The 19,188-nt window shown below is 65.3% G+C and carries 18 protein-coding genes; 1 reads left to right on the top strand and 17 read right to left on the bottom strand.

Annotated features, from left to right (window positions below):
• Window positions 1–20: 20 nt before the first annotated feature.
• Window positions 21–374: a hypothetical protein gene (locus C2R25_RS17490; RefSeq protein ID WP_013846840.1), complete on the bottom strand. Its 354-nt coding sequence runs from the start codon at window positions 372–374 to the stop codon at window positions 21–23.
• Between the two features lie 597 nt (window positions 375–971).
• Here C2R25_RS17490 and C2R25_RS17495 point away from each other — a divergent pair.
• Complete coding sequence (locus C2R25_RS17495; RefSeq protein ID WP_021246288.1) at window positions 972–1,430, top strand: hypothetical protein; 459 nt, start codon at window positions 972–974, stop codon at window positions 1,428–1,430.
• On the opposite strand, the gene C2R25_RS17500 is transcribed toward C2R25_RS17495, so the two are convergent.
• The 16 genes from C2R25_RS17500 to C2R25_RS17575 all read right to left on the bottom strand — a co-directional run bounded on the left by C2R25_RS17500 (window position 1,427) and on the right by C2R25_RS17575 (window position 19,186).
• The gene (locus C2R25_RS17500) at window positions 1,427–5,197 is read right to left on the bottom strand and encodes a conjugal transfer protein TraG N-terminal domain-containing protein (RefSeq protein WP_021690792.1); all 3,771 of its coding nucleotides are present in this window, start codon (window positions 5,195–5,197) and stop codon (window positions 1,427–1,429) included. The genes C2R25_RS17495 and C2R25_RS17500 overlap by 4 nt on opposite strands.
• Window positions 5,198–5,211: 14 nt before the next feature.
• Entirely contained in the window at window positions 5,212–6,636 is a 1,425-nt protein-coding gene (locus C2R25_RS17505; RefSeq protein ID WP_021246290.1) for a conjugal transfer protein TraH, read from the bottom strand.
• Window positions 6,637–6,681: 45 nt separating this feature from the next.
• Window positions 6,682–7,266: a hypothetical protein gene (locus tag C2R25_RS17510; RefSeq protein WP_103730420.1), complete on the bottom strand. Its 585-nt coding sequence runs from the start codon at window positions 7,264–7,266 to the stop codon at window positions 6,682–6,684.
• Window positions 7,263–8,135 (bottom strand): conjugal transfer protein TraF, encoded by an 873-nt coding sequence (locus C2R25_RS17515; RefSeq protein WP_103730421.1) that lies wholly within the window; start codon window positions 8,133–8,135, stop codon window positions 7,263–7,265. The genes C2R25_RS17510 and C2R25_RS17515 overlap by 4 nt, the downstream gene beginning before the upstream one ends.
• Window positions 8,132–8,743 (bottom strand): S26 family signal peptidase, encoded by a 612-nt coding sequence (locus C2R25_RS17520; RefSeq protein ID WP_021246293.1) that lies wholly within the window; start codon window positions 8,741–8,743, stop codon window positions 8,132–8,134. The genes C2R25_RS17515 and C2R25_RS17520 overlap by 4 nt, the downstream gene beginning before the upstream one ends.
• Window positions 8,715–9,596: a type-F conjugative transfer system pilin assembly protein TrbC gene (locus C2R25_RS17525; RefSeq protein WP_103730422.1), complete on the bottom strand. Its 882-nt coding sequence runs from the start codon at window positions 9,594–9,596 to the stop codon at window positions 8,715–8,717. Before C2R25_RS17525 ends, C2R25_RS17520 begins: the two co-directional genes overlap by 29 nt.
• Entirely contained in the window at window positions 9,568–10,686 is a 1,119-nt protein-coding gene (gene traN, locus C2R25_RS17530; protein WP_021246295.1) for a conjugal transfer protein TraN, read from the bottom strand. Before traN ends, C2R25_RS17525 begins: the two co-directional genes overlap by 29 nt.
• Window positions 10,683–12,626: a hypothetical protein gene (locus C2R25_RS17535; RefSeq protein ID WP_103730423.1), complete on the bottom strand. Its 1,944-nt coding sequence runs from the start codon at window positions 12,624–12,626 to the stop codon at window positions 10,683–10,685. The genes traN and C2R25_RS17535 overlap by 4 nt, the downstream gene beginning before the upstream one ends.
• A 319-nt stretch (window positions 12,627–12,945) precedes the next feature.
• Window positions 12,946–13,962 (bottom strand): TraU family protein, encoded by a 1,017-nt coding sequence (locus C2R25_RS17540; protein ID WP_103730424.1) that lies wholly within the window; start codon window positions 13,960–13,962, stop codon window positions 12,946–12,948.
• Window positions 13,959–14,624 (bottom strand): conjugal transfer protein TraW, encoded by a 666-nt coding sequence (locus C2R25_RS17545; RefSeq protein WP_021246297.1) that lies wholly within the window; start codon window positions 14,622–14,624, stop codon window positions 13,959–13,961. Before C2R25_RS17545 ends, C2R25_RS17540 begins: the two co-directional genes overlap by 4 nt.
• Window positions 14,614–14,850 carry a hypothetical protein gene (locus C2R25_RS17550; RefSeq protein ID WP_021246298.1) on the bottom strand — a complete coding sequence of 79 codons (237 nt, stop codon included), beginning with the start codon at window positions 14,848–14,850 and terminating at the stop codon, window positions 14,614–14,616. Before C2R25_RS17550 ends, C2R25_RS17545 begins: the two co-directional genes overlap by 11 nt.
• The gene (locus C2R25_RS17555; protein ID WP_037484338.1) at window positions 14,847–15,356 is read right to left on the bottom strand and encodes a hypothetical protein; all 510 of its coding nucleotides are present in this window, start codon (window positions 15,354–15,356) and stop codon (window positions 14,847–14,849) included. The genes C2R25_RS17550 and C2R25_RS17555 overlap by 4 nt, the downstream gene beginning before the upstream one ends.
• On the bottom strand, window positions 15,353–15,766 hold the full coding sequence (locus C2R25_RS17560) for a hypothetical protein (protein WP_021246300.1): 414 nt from the start codon (window positions 15,764–15,766) through the stop codon (window positions 15,353–15,355). The genes C2R25_RS17555 and C2R25_RS17560 overlap by 4 nt, the downstream gene beginning before the upstream one ends.
• The gene (locus C2R25_RS17565; RefSeq protein ID WP_013846825.1) at window positions 15,763–16,089 is read right to left on the bottom strand and encodes a hypothetical protein; all 327 of its coding nucleotides are present in this window, start codon (window positions 16,087–16,089) and stop codon (window positions 15,763–15,765) included. The genes C2R25_RS17560 and C2R25_RS17565 overlap by 4 nt, the downstream gene beginning before the upstream one ends.
• Window positions 16,086–18,602: a TraC family protein gene (locus tag C2R25_RS17570; protein WP_103730425.1), complete on the bottom strand. Its 2,517-nt coding sequence runs from the start codon at window positions 18,600–18,602 to the stop codon at window positions 16,086–16,088. The genes C2R25_RS17565 and C2R25_RS17570 overlap by 4 nt, the downstream gene beginning before the upstream one ends.
• Window positions 18,599–19,186 carry a TraV family lipoprotein gene (locus tag C2R25_RS17575; RefSeq protein ID WP_103730496.1) on the bottom strand — a complete coding sequence of 196 codons (588 nt, stop codon included), beginning with the start codon at window positions 19,184–19,186 and terminating at the stop codon, window positions 18,599–18,601. The genes C2R25_RS17570 and C2R25_RS17575 overlap by 4 nt, the downstream gene beginning before the upstream one ends.
• Window positions 19,187–19,188: the final 2 nt, after the last annotated feature.

Genomic DNA, 19,188 nt, shown 5'->3' on the forward strand with positions numbered 1-19,188 from the left:
TGTCTTTCCGCTAGCGCTGCCTATATTCTTGGTGATGCAGGCGCGCGAACATAGCGCACAGCGTGGTCGAGGCGCTCCGCCGCGTCGGCCTCGCTGATGCGGAGGCGGCGTGCGATCTGGCCAACGGTAAAGCCGTCATTGCGATGAAGGAACAAGGCCCGCATGGTCAGGTGCGGTAGATCGGTAAAAACAGAATCCCATACCTCGCCTTCTTCCCCCATCTTGCCCGACGACCCCATGACCCTCTCAATCACATCGTGGAGATCGGCAGCAGCGGGTTCCTGCAAGGCGTATAGGATCGCCAAGGACTGCTCCATCATTTCCAGCGCTTGTTCTTTCAATTCGTCGTTGCCCGGCTCGTTACCGCTCCCCATGCTCTCACCTCCTTCTTAGTTGCAGAGGAGCATGACAGAAATCGCGGGATTTTCATCAACAACAACCCCCAACTTGGATATTGTTGTGCGCTGGCTTTTTGCGCGAAGGTGCCATGCGCTATTTTATGGTTTCCGAGCCGTTAGCCGGACTTCAGATTTTGAAAACATCATGACTGCCAGCCTTACAGGTCGCGCCGCCGCTCGCATCAGCGGAGGTGCCGAGAATGGGGTTGCCCGGGGATGGAGATGCTCGAGATATGGAAAATGCACGGTCTCGTGCCGACCTTGTAAGTCATATGCCCAGCAGAAGCGGCTGAGACGCAGTCCGTGTTGGACACCGCAAAAGCTGTCCCAACCGCGACATTTACCGGAACTGGCAAGAACGACCGTCATGCATTGACATTGGTGACGGTTATTGCGGCGGCGCCAATACCCTCTCTCTGGAATTGACGCCGCCACATCGATCCCTGTTCGCAAAGATGGGTCAATGCCGATAGATTAGAAGCGTTGTTCCCAATCGGTTTCCAGATCGAGCCGATTCACAAATGATGGAACACCGACAGAATTCTGCTATAGTCCTCCGGTGAGGATATAGCGATGAACAACGCCGCCCATATTCAAGCGCCCGAACCGGCATCGCCCCGGCTGAAACCGTCCGATTGGCTCTGGCGTCCGTGGTACGCGAAGCTGTGGTGGTCGGCAATTCCGGTCTGGTGGATTGGCATGGCTACATCGACCAGGATCGCGCCGCTTGAGGCGTTCTACGACAGTGCGGCGGCCGGTTTTCTCAACCTCCTGTTCTTTCCGATGACGGCACTCATGGTGCTTGGACTCGGCTATGTGCAGCAGTGGGTGGCCGGGTTTTCATCGACGGGCGAGGGTACGCCTGTGTCCGATGAAGCGGTGGCCAGAACCTCCAAAAGAATGTGGGAGGAACATGAGCGAGGTATGGAAGACCTTCGTGCTGGCACCGATATATTCGATCCACGGTCGGGAGGTCTCTACATCGGCAACCCGCTGAGCCTTCAGCACCCTAGTCGGTTCTTCAAGCACTAACGATTCTTGAAGCTGCTGTCGCCATCGCCGGGGCTGCCATCCACGTCCGTGGAAAATCTACCGCTCTTCAGGACGGAGTTCTGTTCGACCGAAGTCAGGGGCCCGGTAATGTCGAAAGTTGCCCGGCCGGAATCCGCATCATGGAGATATCGGTTGCGTATGCCATCCGGGCCAAGAATCCGGTCCGACAGTTCACGCGAGAAGGTCGCCGCCGGGTCGCTCGAGCGCGCGGCTTCGCGCTCGGCGGCGGCAATCGCTTCGCGCACGTCGTAGTTGACGATGTCAATCGACGACTGTGCTGTCTCGTTGCTGATTCCGACGTCACGACTTTCAAAACCAAGACTGGCGCCCACTCGACCTGAGGTCGACGTGGTCTTCTGTGGCGACTGCGCTTGGCCCGCTTGCTTGCCTTTCTCTGCAGGCTGCCCGCGACCGCCTATCGCCTCCGATTCATCGACCCCAACCGAGCCTCCGAGTTGAGCGCCGACGCTTGTACCGATCGTGACATTATCCTGCGCGGATCGCGAGAGCCCGCGCTGCCACCCGGTCTGCGCGATGATCGCCTGCACGTCGCGCGTAAGCGTATCGGCCACCTGCGGGTTCAGACGCCAGTTGCCATGACGGTCCATCTCGAACCCGCCCTTGAGCCAGTTCTGCATCATCGCCTGGCCCTGTTCGCCGCTGCTGAGGAAATGCTCGATCGTGTCGGGCCCGGCCTGTTTCCCTGCCTCGAACCGCGTAGAGGTATCGTTGCGGGCCGATTGCTGGAACCCGACCGAGCTGGAGACGAGAAGATCGTTGTCGGCGAACGAGAACCTTGCCCGCCCGCCATTGGCGACCGCGCCCAATTGGCTCTCGTTGATGAGCCCGCCGCGCCACATCTGCGCCGCCGTCTCCGGGGTGAGATTGAGGCTCAGATCGCCATTCTGCGCCATGGCGATCTGCCGCTTCGACATGTCGACACCATGATCGGCCAGCAGCTTCTGCATGCGCGTCAGGCGCTCATTATCGATGATCCGCGTCATCCGTTCGTTGCGAGCGCGGTCAGCGATCCCGGCCGCACCACCTTCGGCCATGTCGACCTGATTGCCGGCGCCCTGCGACAGCGTGCGGATGAAGCTGTCGAGATGTGCGGCCTGGCGCACCGACATGCCCGCGGCGGCCGCGCCTTCCGCGAACCCGGCATTGTCGGCCTGTCGCCGCTGCTCCCCGATCCGGGCGGCCGAGCGCGTACCGTCGTGACCGACCTCACGCTGCGCGTCGAGCTTGCCCGACCGCTCCGCAAAATCGAAGCCCGCTGCCTCGCGGGTGCGGCCATAGACGCTGGCGCCCTCGCGCGCGGCCTCGACGGTCGCACCGTCGGCGGTGCCGACCTGCACGGCGGCATTGTAGGTTTCGAGCGCCCGCATGACCTGCGCCTCGTTGCGGCCGGTTGCGCGGGAGAGTTGGGAAATGGCTGTCGACCGAGCCTCTCCGGATAGCGCATTGATAAAGGCGATGCGGCGGGAGGTTTCCTGGACTGAGAGGCCGAGCATGGAGGCGGCGTTGCGCTGGCCCTCATTGCTGCCGGTCCTATGCGCCTGCTCGGTCGCGACATTGCCGCGCTCGATCCGCCTTACATTGTCGCCAGCAAAATCGCGCCGGCCTTCCATCGCGCCGACTTGAATCTGCGCGCCGGTAAGATCGTTGCGCAGCATCTGCTCCTGGTCGAAGGTATTGGCGATCAGTTTGGCGAAGGTCGGATCAGCCGACGCTTGGGCGATCACCGTCGAGGCTTTGAGCGCGGCATCCTTTTGGTCGTAGCCGTTTCTCTCAAAATGCCGCTGGGCTCCGGACAGCATCATGTCATAGGCGCGCGTATCCCCGAACGCCTTCCACTGGACCATCTTCTGCGTGAAGGCCGCGAACGAACGTTCCCCGGATTGCCCCTCGCCAAAATAGCCGGTGCCAAGGCTGCGGAGCGCATCCTTCTCGGCAAAATTATGGATCGCACTGGTCGCGGCATTGTCGCGCACGGCGCGCACGGTCGCGGGATCGGTGAGGCTGCGGCCGGTGAGGGCAGGGGAGAGCCCGCCCAGTTCGCGTGCCGCATCGAGCTTGCCCATGCCGAATGCGGCCGTCCCGCTGGCGCCGCCGCCATGTTCGCCGAGCACGCTGCTCGCGGCACCGAACGCACGGGTTGCGCCGAAGGCCGAGCGCTCCCCGAAATCCCCGAAGTTCGAAGCCGCGCCCCGCCGCGCCATGGTGCCCGCTGCTCCCGCCTGCGCCTCGAGCGCGCCGGCATAGCCTTCGCTGGTGGCAAGCGGTGCGGCGGCTGCCGTGCCCTGACCCTGCACACCGAGCGCGCCGGATGTGAACGAGGTGAACACATTACCGGAGAACCGGAAAACCGTGAAGACGAACGCCCCCGCAAGACCCGCGGACGCGGTGCGGAAACTCCCGAAGATGGCGAGCGCCTTCATCGCGGACGACGGCGCCAGCATCCAGGCATTGGCCGCGACATGGTTGGCGCGCATCTCGGCCAGCACATCGGTCGCGCGGCCGAGCGTCAGCTGATAGATCCCGGCGTCGATCACGCCCCAGAGCGCCACGAAGACGAACAGGCCGAGGGCGAAGGAAGCCACGCGCAGATTGATCGGGGTGAGGATGAACAGCAGCGCGACGGGCATCATGAAGAGCATGATCCCGAAGACCGTCGCCCGGATCGTGGGCATCCACTCGTTGGCCGTCGACATGGTGGCGAGGCCTGACGAGACGACAGCGCGATTGGCCATGACACGCGCCGCCGTTGCAGGACTGTCCTCGAACAGCACATCGCCCACCGTGCTGCCGAGCATCACATTGGTCAGGAACTGCTGGAGCGAGAGCGGCGTATCCATCATCATCTGGCCAAGTTCGCCGATGTTGGAGCGGCAGCGCTGAAGCTGGGTCGCATTGCCGATGTCGTAGCCGGTGCGGGTGCAGACCTGCGCGACATAATTGTCGAACAGCGCAGGTTCGGAGAGGCGTGTCGAGATATGTTCCCACGCCTCGTTGCAGCTCACCGTCGTGCCGCCCTTGTCGGTGGACGTGAACACCGTGCTGAAGGTCGCCGGCCCCGCCATCGCGGCAAAGGCGGCAGGAAGATCGGTCGCCGTGCGGAACAGCTGATCGTCGTCGACGCCATAGGCGGGCGAGACCCGCGCGACCGGATAGCATTGCCGGACATAGTCCTTGATCGTCGCGTCAAGGAACGTGTCGGTCATCGGGCCGCGCGGGCTCGCTGCATTGAGGAACAGGTCGAAACTGTGCCCGCCCGCCCCGAACTCAAGCTTGGCATGGGGATCGGTGGTGTTGTCGTCGATCACTTCCGCGAGCGCGCGCTCCATCATGTTGGTCATGCCCGCGACCAGCACGATGAGGTTCGGCACGTCGCCGACCGGCTGATAGGCGTTGCGGACGCGGTCGTAGACATGGACCGTGCCCGTCGTCGCGACCAGGCCGACGAACAGGCCGACGCCGATCAGCATCTGGAACCCGAAGGCGACGATGCCCATGCCTTGCCCGCGGATGCTGGCGAGCAGGACGCCGAGCGCGATGCCCACCACCGCGACGATCAGCACCAATGTCTCGTAACGCGAATCCCCGAAGATCATCGAGACGAGGCGGAAGGCGTCCACCGTCTCCGCAAAGCCGTCATAGGTGTGGAAACTCGCATCGATCGCCAGCGCGGGACTGGCCGAGAAGAGAGCGATCAGGACCGAGATCGCGCGAACTAAGCGGTGCATGACGCGGCCCTCCGTCAGCGGTTGCGGTTGGCGGCGGCGCCGGCGGCGTCGCGCGCATCACGGTCGCGCTGGCGCACGACCCCGGCATAGTTGGCCGAGAGGTTCGCCTGGTTGAGGGCGGCCATGTAGGACTGGCGCATCTGCGCGCGCTGGCGCAGCACCTCGTCGCGTAGCCCGCTCAATTGCTCAATGCCCTTGGCGAGGATGCGGGTCTGGCAGATCCGGGCGCTGCCGGCATCGGCCGCGCCGGCGGCGGTCACGCCACGTTCGGCATTGGACACGGCAAAATCTATGCTACGCGTGAGGTCGTTGAGCATCTGGTATGCGAGCGTCAACGCGACCAGTTCGTCGGTATCGCCGATCACGCTCTCGACCAGCCCCTGGCGCACGCCCCATTCCAGAAGACGATAGACGGGGAGGGTGCGCACATTGGCGACGAACTGGCGTTCCTCCGCCGTCAGCGCGGCGCGCGTGCGGATCTTGATCGCGATCGACTCCATCCGGCCGCGCGCGAGCACCAGCGCGCCCTTGCCGCTGCCGTCGGTCGAGCAGTCGGCCGAGGTCGGCGGCACCGCGATCGCGCGGGTCTGGACCTTGCCGGTCAGGAAATCATCGACGCTCTCGGTGTCCTGCCGCGCGCAGGCGGGGATAGCCGTGAACAGCGGTACCTTGTCCGCCGGGTCCCAGCGCATATAGACGTCGCCGACGCGGGCGCGCATGACGCCGGCCCAGTCGGACGCGCCGACACGCGCGGCGGCATGGGCGAGGAGCGAGCCGGTCTTGAAGATGTCGGTGACCTCGGCCGGGCAGTTTTCCAGCGCGTCGCGCAGATCCTCGGTCGGATTGCCCTGGTTCGCCTGAATCTTTTCGCGGCTCTGCTGATAGCTCTTGGAGAAGCCCTCGCGGACGCTCTTGTAGCCGGTCATCTCTTCGATGATGCCCGACATATTGTCGTCGCCCCGGGCGATCTGGACCATGCGGTTGGCGAGCCGGCAATCGTTGACCTGGATCGAGTTGAGGAAGTTGGTCGCCGCCTCCATCTTCGAGATGATGTTGCCCATTTTTTCATCGAGGGTTTCCAGCAGGTACTGGAAAGCGACCGCCGGGGCGGCCTGAAGGATGCTTTCGAGCTTCTGGACGAGATAGTCGGGATCGAGGAACGACATGCCGCCCAAAAACATGTCGATTCCCCCGCAGCCCGCGCGGACCTTGGGCAGCGTGACCGACATGAGATAGTCGTTATGGACATCGATCCGGCCCGACATGCCGCCCGCGGTGATATAGCCGCGGGTCTGGTCCTCGAACGAGCCGGGGCTGGTATAGGTCACATTGTCGAACCAGCTTTCGGCCCAGCTTTGCGCACAAGCCGGTGTGGCGAAGGCAACGCAAGCCAGCAGGGGCAAGGCGAGCAGGGTCAGGCGGCGGCGCGGGTTTGCCATGGCGGGCAGCTTTCGTTTGCGCGGGCAAGGGTCTGGCTCCCCATGTCAGTTCCTTGCTCGGTTGGAGGATGGAGGCGTGGGCGCGGCCACGATTCCGGTGAACTTCGCCATGCCGCGCACGCCGACAGCGGGCTTCACCCCGGTCAGCATCTTGGCGGCGAGGTAGAGATTGCGCGCGAGGTTGGGCGCGTGATCGGTGCCGATCGCGACGGGAATGATGCGATTGGAATCGGCGACAGGGCGGACCCAGGCGACCGGATGCCCGACCCATGGCAGACCGAGGCGCCCGGAGCGCAGCATCGCTTCCTGGCTGCCGATCGTGCGGACCTTCCAGCCATAGCGTTGCCCCAATGTGCCGAGCCGCGCCCAGAGATCGGCGCAGGGGATGCAGCCGGGCGCCGTGCTCATCTCGACGATGAACGCGGGGGCCTGGCCTTTCATGGTTTCGGCGAAGTCGGGCGGCCAGTCGCGCGTCACCGGAACGCGGGCGAGCCATTGGCGCATCTCCGCGTCGGTGGCGACCGGGTGGATCGCCGCGCGCATCGCCTGTTCGTGCGTCGGCGCCTGCGCGTGCGCGGATCCATTGGCCATGAGCATCGCCGTAAGCAGGATGGGGGCAAAGCGGATCATGGCCGGGGTCCCATCCGAACGTCCACCAGATCGCCGCCCAGGACGCGCGGATCGGTGGCGGAGACCGGGCCGTTGGCGAGCGCGTCGAAGAACCCGTCTTCCTCGCCCGCGCCGGTCAGGAACTGTTCGGGCCGGATATCGCCCGCGAGCAGCCGGACCGCCTGGTAGGCCATCTGGATGAGGTTGGGATAGGCCTCGACCCCGCTGGCGATCACCATGCGCTGCTGGCTGCCCCGCCGGATCACCATCGTCGTGGGCGTGACCTCGACCCCGAAGCGCTGCGCGAGTTCCGGCTTGCGGTCGATGTCCTGAAGTGTGACCTGCCAGCCCATCTCGTCCTGGAAGCGCTGGACGATCGGCCACTGGACGCGGCAGTAGCCGCAGGTCGAACGCGAGAACATGACCAGCGCGAATTCATTGGCGCGGCTACGCAGATACTGGCGGCGGACCTGATCCTTCTGAGCGGAGAGTTGGTCACGCGCCTCGCCGACCATCGGATTGGCGGACTTGGCGTTGAGTTCGGGATTTTGCAGCATGGCGATCTGCGTGACACCGGCGAAGGCTCGGGCCTTGCGCCGGGCGAAGTCCTGCAGACGCCAGAAATCCGCGACCGCATCGACGGTGAGCACGGTCGCCGCGTAGTCGCGCTGTTCCTCGATCAGCTTCCTGATCTTCGGCGGCGTCCAGGTGGCCAGTTCGACCATCGGCGGGATCACCGGCTTTTTGAGAGCGTCGGGATCGGCATCCTCTTCCGTGGGTTTGGGCGGCGCCTGATACCACCAGTAGCCGGTGCGTTGCTCGCCGGTCTGCGCATGGACAGGCAGGATCGGCAGGAGCACCGCCACGATGAGGAGGGCGACGCGGATCACAGCAGCTTCTCCATGCGCTTCAGCCGCTCGATCTCGACCGGGCCGTAGTAGCGGCTGTCGAACCCGCTGGCGTGCGACGAGCCGACATAGATCATGCCCGGCGGGATCGTTCCGATCATCGGACGCCAATGGTCGAGCTTCTGCCCATTGTGCCCATAAGGCTTGCTGATCCCGAGCAGCTTGCCGTTGCAATAGTACCAGCCATCCCATTCGCCGGGATGTATGGGGCCAGATGCAGACGACGGCTTCTCGATCCAGTCGATGCGGTCGCCCGGCAGGCACAGCGCCATCTTGGTAACATCGACCGGCTTGGGACCGGCGAGCGGATGCGACAGGGTAAACGATACGAAATCGCCGCGATGGATCGGCCCCGGCGCCTTGCGGACGAGCCAGGCGTCGATCGACGGGCTCATCACGATCGTCGCCTGGGGAATGGCCCACCACGTCAGCAGGCCCACCGGCAGGACGATGCCGAACGCCTTCCACAACTGTTCGGGTCGGGGTGGCTGGCCGAGCCCCGAACTGCCGAGCGCGACCGCGGCCTTGAGCGGCAGCAGCTTCAGTTCGGCCCAGCCGGATCTAGCGGCCCTGAAGGCGAGTCTGAGCATCGCGCACCTCCTGCTTGCCGCCGAGGCGGGCATATTCTTCGAGCAATCCTGAAAGTGCGGCGTCGCCGTAGATGACATGCGCGGCGCGCGGGGCATCATCCTCGCGCTCGCAATAGGGTAGCGCCGGATCGCCGGGCACCATGGCGAGTGCGGGGACGCGGGTGACGCCGTGCTGGCGGAAAATGAGCGGATCGACGATCAACTGCACGTCGCGCATCGCGCAGGCCGGGCCTTCGCATCCCGGATCATGGCGCAGGATTTCCGCGGAGAGTTTCGCCATCGGCGCGACCTTCGTGAGCCCGCCGGGCATCCCGCGAAAGGCCAGCACGCCGCCGACCCGTTCGAGCTGCCCGGCATAGATGCGCAATGTCGTCACCGGCATCGAGGACGAGACGAACAGCACCGGCACCCAGCCTTTGGTTTCGGGAGGCGTGGTGATGCCGGCTACGGCCTGCATGTCGGGCGCATCGAGACCGAGCGCCTGGCCGAGCCGTCTGGCCATGGCGTCGTGCTCGGCGGCCATGGCCTCCTTGCCGTTGTCGAGCGCGGTTCGCGCCCGCGCATCCATCGCCGGCGACGGAGCGCGCTTGCGCAGCCCCTCGAAAGCGCGGCGGCGGGTCTCGTCCGATGGCGTCGGCAGCGCGGTCGGACCGAGCATTTCCGCTTCGGCCTTGCGCGCGGCGGTGGCGCGTTCGAGCCGGTCCATCGCCGTGTCGCCTTGCTCTTGCGCGCGCTCCCTCGCGCTTACCGGCGGAGCGGTGTCCTGCGCTGGCGCGGAGGTGGAGAGGAAAGCGATACCGGCCAGCGCGAGCGAGACGCGCGCGTTATTGGCCGATGACCTGCATATAGGCATCGATCTTGTCCTTCATGTCGATCTGGATGTCGGCCTGGGCGCGGGCCTCGATTTCGGAATAATATTCGGAGAGGTCCATCTTGCTGAAATCCAGCGCCTGGAATTCCTCGGGGGTGAATCCGCGGCAATAGGGGTTCTTCGGCGTGCCCCAGCCAAGGCCGTTGAAGCTCTTGAGCTGCGGGCGACCCTGTTCCTGGATGATGCGGCCAAGCTTGGTGTTGAAGCAGCAGTGGCCCTTGGATTTCTGCACGCAGATGCCGAGGATCTTCGAGGAGCAATACGTCCCGACCTCGTGGCACATGCCCGACCCGCGCAGCATGCCCACTTCCATGTCCTGCTGGTCACAGCCGGACAGGAGGAAATCCATCATGAAATTGATCGCGAGACTGATGGCGATCGAGGTCGGATCGATCCCGGCGATGATCGCGTTCGCGCCGGAGCTCGCGGCCTGGCCGGCGGTCGCGCCCGCCTTGAACGCGCCATAGGCGGCCTTCATGCCGGTGAAGACTCCTTTCGCCACCGCGATCTTAGTGCCGATCGACGAGATGGACGAGCCCATCCCGTCCTTGACGATCTTGCCTTTGTCCTTGCAGCAGTTCGAGAAGGTGGTCTTGAGACCCGCTGGGCGGCAGCGCACCGCGCGTCCCGCGAATATCTCGATATTGCCGAGGCAATGCCCTTCGGCATCGACTTCGCCATCGGCAGGCGCGCCGGGATCGTCGACGATGGGATCGTCCTCAATTCCGGTGCCGTCGCTGCCGGTGCAGGCATTGGGCGAGCACATCGGCGTGCCGCCGCCGACCGGCGTCAGGCATGAGTGCTGGCTGCCGAGCGGGCAGCTATACGCGCCCTCGGCATCGGCCACGCACATCACTTGCTGGATCGGGCAGAGCCATTCTTCATCCGCCATGATCGTGCAGTTCGCGACCTCGCCAGGATCACCGGCATCGCCGTTGCCATCGAGATCGACCGCGCAGACCGGGAGCGTTTGCGCTTGCGCTGGCGTGACATGCCCCGCGAGCAGCAAGCCGTACAGGCCGAGCGCAAGCAGCTGTGCGCGCTTCCGCCAGGGAAGGAGGCGCCCGATCATCGGACTTCCCCCGTGCAGACCATGTCGGCCCCACCGAGGCGGACGGTCTGCATCATGACGACGGCTTCGGGAAAATCGTCGAGGCAGCCGCAGGCCGAGACGATTTCCTCGCCCGGACCCACAGGGCAGACATCGCCGCCGCCTGCCGCCGTGCAGGCATGGTAGAAGGTGTCCCACCCGACAGGCGCATTCTGTTTCGTGCCGACCACTCCGTCGAGGGTAGCCGCCGTATTGCGCGCGGGCGCGCGGGTCTTGCAGACCGGCTCGCAGGCCGGAACCGAGCCGCGATCGGGCAGCGCGAAGGGCCGTGACGCGGTGGCATAACCCCCGTCCGAGGTCCTCGTCCGGTCGGCCAGCATGGTCTCGGTCGAATGGTCGATGATATAGGCGCCGCGGCTCAGATCAGGTTCCGGCATCGATCCGGTATCGACGGTACAACGATAACGGCGCTGACGCTCGAACCATGGCCGCGCGAGACGGAGCGAGCAGGCGCCGCTCTCGAACAGGCGTGCCTGGGGGAGGGGTGTAAGGCCGGTGCCGACGCCGTTGCGGAACGTCTCGACGCCATCGACGCTTTCGTCATGAAGCGCGCAATTGACGTCGCCGGCATAGCCCGCGCACAGGTCGACGATCCGCTCGGTCGGGTTGCAACTGAGGTCGAGCATTGCATCGAACTGCGCGAAGGCCTCTCCTTCACCGCCGACCGCGATGCGCATGGAAATGACATGCTCGCCGCGGGTCAGCCACGGCTTGAGGTCGAGATTGGGATAGGCATGCCAGGTCCGTTTCCGCTCGCACTTGCCGGGCGGCAGGCCGGTCCCGGTCCAGTTCGCCGGATTGGACAGCATGAGCTCGCCGTCGATGCGAAGCTGGAGCCAGTCGTCGAAGAAATAGTGCGAGAGCCGGAACTGCGCGAGGCGATCGGGATCATCGATCCGCAGCCGCATGGAAAACTCGAAGATGCGGCAGCTCCCGCCTCGCAGGCTGTCGTCGCGCGGCGAGCCCATCTGCAATGTGAGCTGATCGGGTGCGGGCGCATAGATCGCATAGGCGCCGCCGAGATGCGCGATCACATCGTCCGCCTTGACGGCGTTCAACGACACCTCCCGCGTGATCGTGCAGGACCGGATCTGCTCGGCCTTGCCGACGCCGGCGGGCGAGCCCTTGAGCGCCTGGAAGATGCTGTTCGATGCGGCGACGCTCGCGGCATCGCCCTGGATCGTGGCGGGACTGGCGCGATAGGCCGTCTGCGGGAGCGCGGGGTTGGGCGAGCAGGCCGTGCTTTGGGCGCCAGTGTAACGGATGGCCGGGCCGTCGATCACCGCCTGCGCGACGCCGACGCGCGGATCGGCCGTGGTGAGCGCGCCGATGACGCCGCCGCCCAGGTCTTTCAGCACCGAGGCCATATTGCCCCAGACGAGGTTGCTGCCGCAGCTGTTGTTGATGCAGTAGCAACCGGCGAGATCGGTCAGGTCGACTTGCGCGAGCTTGAGATCGCCGCCTGACGCAACATCCCATTTGAAGCTCTTGCACTGGTTCCAGGTGCCCGGCTGACAGGAGACGACGCCATTGGCGCAAATGCCCGATACCGGCACCGGCAGGGTCAATGTCTGGTCGACCGTGCCGTCGAGATCCTTGTCGCGCGATATCCGCAGCGTGCCGATATCGCCGGTCGCCGCCGGCTGCGCGATCAGTTCGAGCAGCGTCGCCGTCTTCTGGCACGCTATATTGGGGTTGAACGTCCGGCTGTTGTCGACTGTCGAGATCGGTTGTCCGGCAAGCCCCGGCGTCAGATAATTCTGCTGGATCGCATCGCTGTCCGAGGTCTTCGCGCGGGATGCTTCGGCGGCGGCGCGGGCGCGGTCCTCGACCGTCTGGGCCGAGAGCGGCGCCGGCGCCAGAGCGCTGGCCGCGAGGAGGAGGATGCCGCGCTTCACCATGGCGTCCTCGCGCGGGTGGTTCGCGAGCCATGGGCGAAGCGCAGCACGTCTCCCGCCCGGAACGCGCTGGATCCGGGCGAGAGTATCCTGAAGACGGCCTGTCCCTCAAAAATGGTCAGCGCGGCCGCCACCGGAGATACGGCGGGAGGGGGCATTGCCGGCCCCGGCGGGGGGCTTTCGGCCGCGCTGACCGAGGGGGGAGCGGCGGTTGAAAGGCACACCGCCGCTCCTTCCGCGCGCCCGCTCACGGTGGGGAGCGTTCCGTGACGAGCGGGGCAGCTACCCGCGCGAGACGCACGGTTTGGGGGAAGCGATCTGCTCATGGCGTGGAAATCCCCGCGCAGCAGATCGCCTTCTCGAACAACATGAATTGGGCATTGTCCTTGCCCGGCGCGTGCTTGCCCGATGTCCAGAGCGCGCCGGGACGGCCGATGTTGACGCACTTGCCGCCCTTGACCGGCTCCATGATCTGCATCTTGTAGCGGCTCTTGGTCCAGATCGGCTGCGGCTTGAACGAGCAGCCGTCCGCCGAGTGGATCGTGAGAGCGCCCAGCCTGCCCATCATGAACGTCGAGCGCGCGGCGAGACCCGCCCAGGCCTCGACGCTGTCCCCGAAATGGATGTCGCCGGCGACCGGATAGGTCGCGCCCCAGGAGCCCATGCACCAGAACAGGGGATCGATGACCTTGCCAGCAGCTGCGGCGGCGCTGTCGGCCATACAGGCGAGGCCGGCCGCCGGATTGCCGAACAGGATGCCTTCGGGCTGGATGATAGCGCCCAATGTGCCCGACTGCCAGGTCGGCAGCACCTCGGTGATCATCGCGACGTCGAAGCCATCATCCTCGATGCACGGCAGGTCCGTGAACATGTCGAGCATCTTCCAGACCGGCGAGATGTAATAATGCGCCTGCGCGAACATCTTGCGGGTGTTGGTGCCGTCCGAGATCGACGACTGGCTGCCCTGCAATTTCCCACCGGTCGGCATGAGATCGACACCGAGCGCCATCATGCAGCCCGGCTCGGTCACGACATCAACCATGCGATTGGGTGACCAGAACGAAACCTTGACCCCGAACCAGAAGGTCGCACCCTTGCGGCAGGCGCAGAGCGGTTTGGAGGCCGACTGGGCGTCCAGTTCCTTGTCGAGCTTATCGTAGGAGCCCACCCGCACGCCCCCGATCGTGATCGGGAAGATGCAGTTCCAGCGCACCTTGGTGATCGGATTGAACACGGTGCCCGCCTCGCATTTGGAGGCATGCGCAGGCGTGGCGGGCGCGACGAGCGCAAGAGCGAGGGCCGCCGCGCCGGTGCGCAGCATCGAGATGAGCCGACTCATGGGATGGCCTTTCGTACGGGAGCGCGATCGACGCGCACCTCTGTCAGCTCCAGCTTCTGGCCGACCTGCCGGACGATCACGGGCGCGACGGTGAGGCCCAACCGCTCCTTCACGCGCTCCTCGAGAATGAAGAGGGCACGGCCGTGCTTCTCGCCAAGCGAGAGCGCATCGTCCTTTGCGTCCCCACCGCCGGTGAGGATGATCCAGTCGGTGAGCGCGGCGGTCTTCAGCGCCCAGCCCAGATCGCGGGGATGCACGACCACCAGCTTCTGCGGCAGCGACACATAGGTCAGCGGGTTGAAGGTGAAGCCCGCAGGATAGAGCAGCTTGCCGTCCGGCAGCCGGATTTCCTGATCGAGCGTGTAGAACGGCACAACGCTGCGAACCTGGTTCTGGCGCGCGACACCGAGCGTCGCGCCTTTCAATGCGCTCCAGCCCGAACGCGGCCCGAACTTTTCGGCCATATTGGGCGGCTGCTTTGCGGCACGCGCCTCGATCTCGGCCATCGCGTCGGGCTCGGCGATCGGCCATGTACGACCAATGGTCGATGTCTCGGCGTGGGCCACCCCCGCGACGATCAGCGCGCCGGCCAGACACCCGGCGATGAGCGCGGACTGGATGGCGAGGACATGCCAGCCTTGGGGGACACGTCTATCGACCACGGCGGCGCTCCCTCCATGGAACGGCAGGCGTACGACTCTCGCCGCAGACCGCGCAGATGAACGCGGTGACGCCCAGGAACAGCGTGAGCCAGATCAGCGCCTGGCTGCCGCCGAGGTCGGGGGCCGACCAGAGCACCAGCGAAGACTGGAGGATCAACAGCAGATGGGTGCCGACCAGCAGGCGAATGGATGACGGACAAGGCGCGCCGGAGAAGATGCCGTTCATCGGCCCCACCTTTCGGCATGTCGGGCGAGGGCATTTGCCATCCTCGACGCGCGGTGCAGGAACCAAAGTCCTCCCCGCACAAGCGCGATCGGCGTCAGGACAAGAATGGCCGCCCGCATGAACAGGGGCATTTCCGGGACGAGCAGGAACAGGCCGACGATGATCGAGGCCGCCGCCGCTTCGAGGCCCACGATCTGCCGAAAGCGCAGAGCCGCGATCCTCTCGTCCCGACCGGACGTATATTCCATGGCAAGCGCGGAACGGGTCATGATCAGGAGCACGGCTTCATTCGAGCGATGCAGGCGTTCGACGTAGGCTTCCTGCGTCTCGCCCGGCAGGCGCGGGGCCATCCCTGGACGGATCAAAAGATTCTCCGGCCGTTTTCCGGGACGAGGAGGGATTTCGTCGATCCCGCCGTCGATCTGTCGGGCAAGCCAACGGATCATGTCGCCGATCAGCGGCCGGATCGACGACGGGTCGGGCGAGCCGGAGAAGCTGCCGTTCATGCCCATCTCCGTGCCCTCCGCGTGACCAGCCAATTCGGGATGCTGTCGATGATGCGGGCGATGCCGATCGCCAGCGCGGCGCCGGCAATTCCGGCACAGGCGATCAGCCCGGCCATGAGCGGCACTGGCAGCACGCTGTCCGCGGCCCCGCACAAGCCAAGAGCGGCATAGGCCAGGGCGGTGATGACCGGCCCGGTGAAGGTTAGCAGGAGAGCGTGCCGCCGCCAGCGCTGGCGCTCGCTTTCTAGGATGGTCCATTGCGCATCGCGAACGGACGCGAGGAACCGGACCCGGTCGCCCAGTTCCCACTGGCAGCGGACCAGGTAGTCGTGAAGGGATTCGTCCGGCCTGCGCACGACGAGGGTCAGGCGCTCATTGCCGCCACTGGGCGGGAGTATGTCCAGCATCATCTTTTCCTCCTGAGTTTTGCGAGCAAGCGGCCCGCGGCCCCGGTCAGGCCGATGAGGATGAGCCCGGTCAGGAAACAGCCGCCGCCAACGATCGCCGCGCCGCGAAGAACGATGCCAGCGGGCTGTTCGAGCACCAGCCCGGCCGCGAGCACGAGCGATGCGATCATCACGGATTCGATGACCACCAGGCGGAAGCGCCAGCGCAATGCGTCGGCTTCCGCCCGTGCGGCGACGCGCGCCTCGATGATCCGCTCGATATCCTCATCCGGGCTCTCCACGAGCCGGAGCGGCAACTGGTCGGGGGAGGGGGAGCGCCGCGTCATGACAGCGCGCTCCGCTTCAGCGGCGCTGCGTCATCGCAGGACGTGCCGATTATCCCGGCGGGATCGACGCCGGCGAGATCGCACACCGCTTCGAGCGGCGAGCGTCCGGCGCGGACCAGCGCCTCGAACGCGGCCACGTCTTCGGGCGCGGAGGTGTTGATCCAGTAGCTGAACGGATCGACGACGAGCCGGGCGATGCCGAGGCCAAGCGGGCTGTCGATGAAGACTTCCGAATAGTTCGGTTTGTTGTTGCGGACCGATTTCAGGAGGTCGAGGACGAAACCCGAATAGTCGAGGATCTTGTTTTCGACCGCCTTGTCATAGGTCGATCCCTGCAGGAGGAAGCGCGTCGCGGCATTTTCCAGGATCACCTGTCCCGTGCCGCCGAACAGCAGCAGATCGTTCATGCTCTGGAGAATGATGCCGAAGCTGCCGCGATATTTTCGGGCGCGGCGATAGCCCTGGCTGATCGCCTCGGCGAGGCGCGACAGGTCCTGGCCCTCTTCGCGGGTCATGAACTGCGCGGCTTCATCGCACAGCACGAAGCGGGGGCGATCACGGGCGGACAGGTAGAGTTCCTGCGTTACCGCGTTGATCACCACCATGACGACCACGTTGAACAGGTCAGGCATGGCCTTCAGGCGCTCGAGTTCGAGCACCACGAATTCATCGTTCGAGATGTCGAACGTGCTGGGACCGTTGAAATAATGGCCGTAGGCTCCGTCCGACCCGAAATCACGCAGGTTGAAGGCCAATTCGCGCGCCGTGGGCACGAGGTGGTCGACCCGGTCGAGATCGGAGACGGTGTTGGCCGGATAGGAGCCGAGCCATTCGCGCACCGCATCGATCCCGGCTTCCGCGCGGCCGCTCTCGATCGCCCATTGCACGGCGGACTTGAGCAGGTTCCATTCGGACGTGGTGACGCCCTTGCGCGTCCCGGCGTTGGCCATCTCCGCGACGATCGACACCGCCATCGAGATCGCGGACTCTCGATCGTCGCCGTCGAGAGCGAGCCCCAGGTCGAACGGATTGAGGACGAGATGCTCTTCGCCCAGATCGATGTAGCGGCCCGAGCAGAGCGTGCAGAGCTTCTTGTAGCTGCCGCCGATGTCGATGATGCGGATGAGCGCGTTCTGCGCGAAATACTGCTGGCACAGGTTATTGAGCAGGAAGCTCTTGCCCGCGCCCGATTCCGCCGAGACGATGAAGTTGTAGTTGTTGATACGCGGATCGAAGAGGTCGAGCGTGATGAGCTGCCCCTTGCGGCCCGTGTAGAGCAGCGCCGGCCGCCCGCCGCCCCGGAAATCGGTTTGGATCGGCGACATCAGCACGCCCGCGCGCACCGGCACGCGGAAATCGCGCTGCAGCATACCGATCGTGCGTCGCTCGGGGTACAGGCCGAAGGGCAGGCTCGCGGCCAGCAGGATCGGGTTGAGGTAGGATTCCTCCTGGACCATCCACGGCAGCGGTTCGCTCTCCCACAGCCGCTTGGCGCGCGCCGCCATCTCGCGGGCCTGATGGCGGTCGCGGCCGAACACCCACATGGTGGGGATCACCGAGACGAACCGGGTGTTTCCGGCCTCGTCCAGGATCCACCCGATCTCTTCGATCTGCTTGCCGACCTCGACCGCGAAGGACCCCGCCGCCTTCTGCGCCGAGAGAATCTGCGCGCGCTTGTGGATCTCGAAGGCCGAGTGATCGAAGAGGACATTGAGCGTATAGAGGAACGGCCCGCCGATCTGGTCGCTGTCCTCGGACGACCCGCGCATGCCGCCGGTGAGACGATTGGCACGTTCGGCGGTGATCCGCCGCGGCGGCGACTTGGGCGTCAGACAGCGCGCCACCTGGTTGCCCAGATATACTTCCGGCCCGTCGAAGCGGAGCGCCGGCCCGGCATCGATGATCTGGCGGCGCAGCGGCACGTCGGCGGTCTGGGTGAAGACGCCGGGCGCGGGCGCATGAACGCCGTTGAAAATGCGCCGGTAGAGCGAGATGATCTCGCTCGGCGCCATCGGGCGGATGCCGAGCTTGGCGAGCTGCTCCTCGATCTGGCGGCGCAGGTCGCTGTCCATCGGCGCGCGCGTCTTGACCGACAGGAAGGTGCGGAAATCGCGGATCGGAATGCCATGCAGGGCCTTCAGGCCCATGGTGCCGGCGCGCAGATAGTCGAAGGTGCGCCGCGCCGAGGCCTGGATCAGCGGATCGGGCCGCGTCTTGAGGTCGAGAAAGGCGTCGAGCGCATCGTCGATAAGCGGGTCGGCGAAACTCTGAAGCTGGAGGATCGTGCCTTCGGGAAAATTGACGTTGAGCAGCCCCAGCAGCGCCTCATGGACATGCGCGAACATGTAGGGGGAGGGGACAAGCTCCCAGCTATATCCCCAGCCATCGTCGATGGTGAGGAAGGCCTGTTCTTCCTCGACCCAGGCGGCGAGGGGAAGAAAATCGGAATAGCTGTCGCGCTCGACGCTGCGGCGCAGCCGCGCCAGCGTCATGCCCGATTGATAGCTGCTCATGGCCGGGGCCCCGCATCATTCTGGCCATCGTCGGGGCGGTCCCGGACCTGCTCGAGGACGTTTGCGCGAGACGCGGGCGAAACCGGGGCGACGAGATAGTCGCCGACCACCCATTGTGGACGCTCGACCAGCGAATAGACATAGCGCGGCATATAGAGCCGGTCGGGACGCTGCCGGTCGGCATAGGGCAGGATCAGCGTGCGGACCGAGCGCGGGGGCTTGAGCATCGGCGTGACCGGCTGCTCGATCAGCCCCTGAAGCTCGCGATAGACGCTGTCGCGATAACCGGCGAAGGCGCCCGACGTTGTTCCAGTGGAACCGCGCGCGGCCTTGCCGTCCCTGAGCAACTTCCTGTCCCTGGTGACCGCCGGATCGGACTTCGACGCGACGCCCGCAACGGCATCGGCATAGGCCTTCTCAGGGTGGATGCACTGGCCGTGATCGTCGTTCTTGCAACTGAACTTCTCGCTATAGGGCGACATGATCGAGCCCATCGTCGCGCAGCCGCTCAGCATGAAGGCGGCGCAGACCGGAAGAAGCGGGGAGAGGGCGCGCGATCGGCGCGCGGGCGATAGAGGCCGCATGG

It is taken from the genome of Novosphingobium sp. HII-3, assembly GCF_002916655.1.
GTDB classification, from domain to species: Bacteria; Pseudomonadota; Alphaproteobacteria; order Sphingomonadales; family Sphingomonadaceae; genus Novosphingobium; species Novosphingobium panipatense.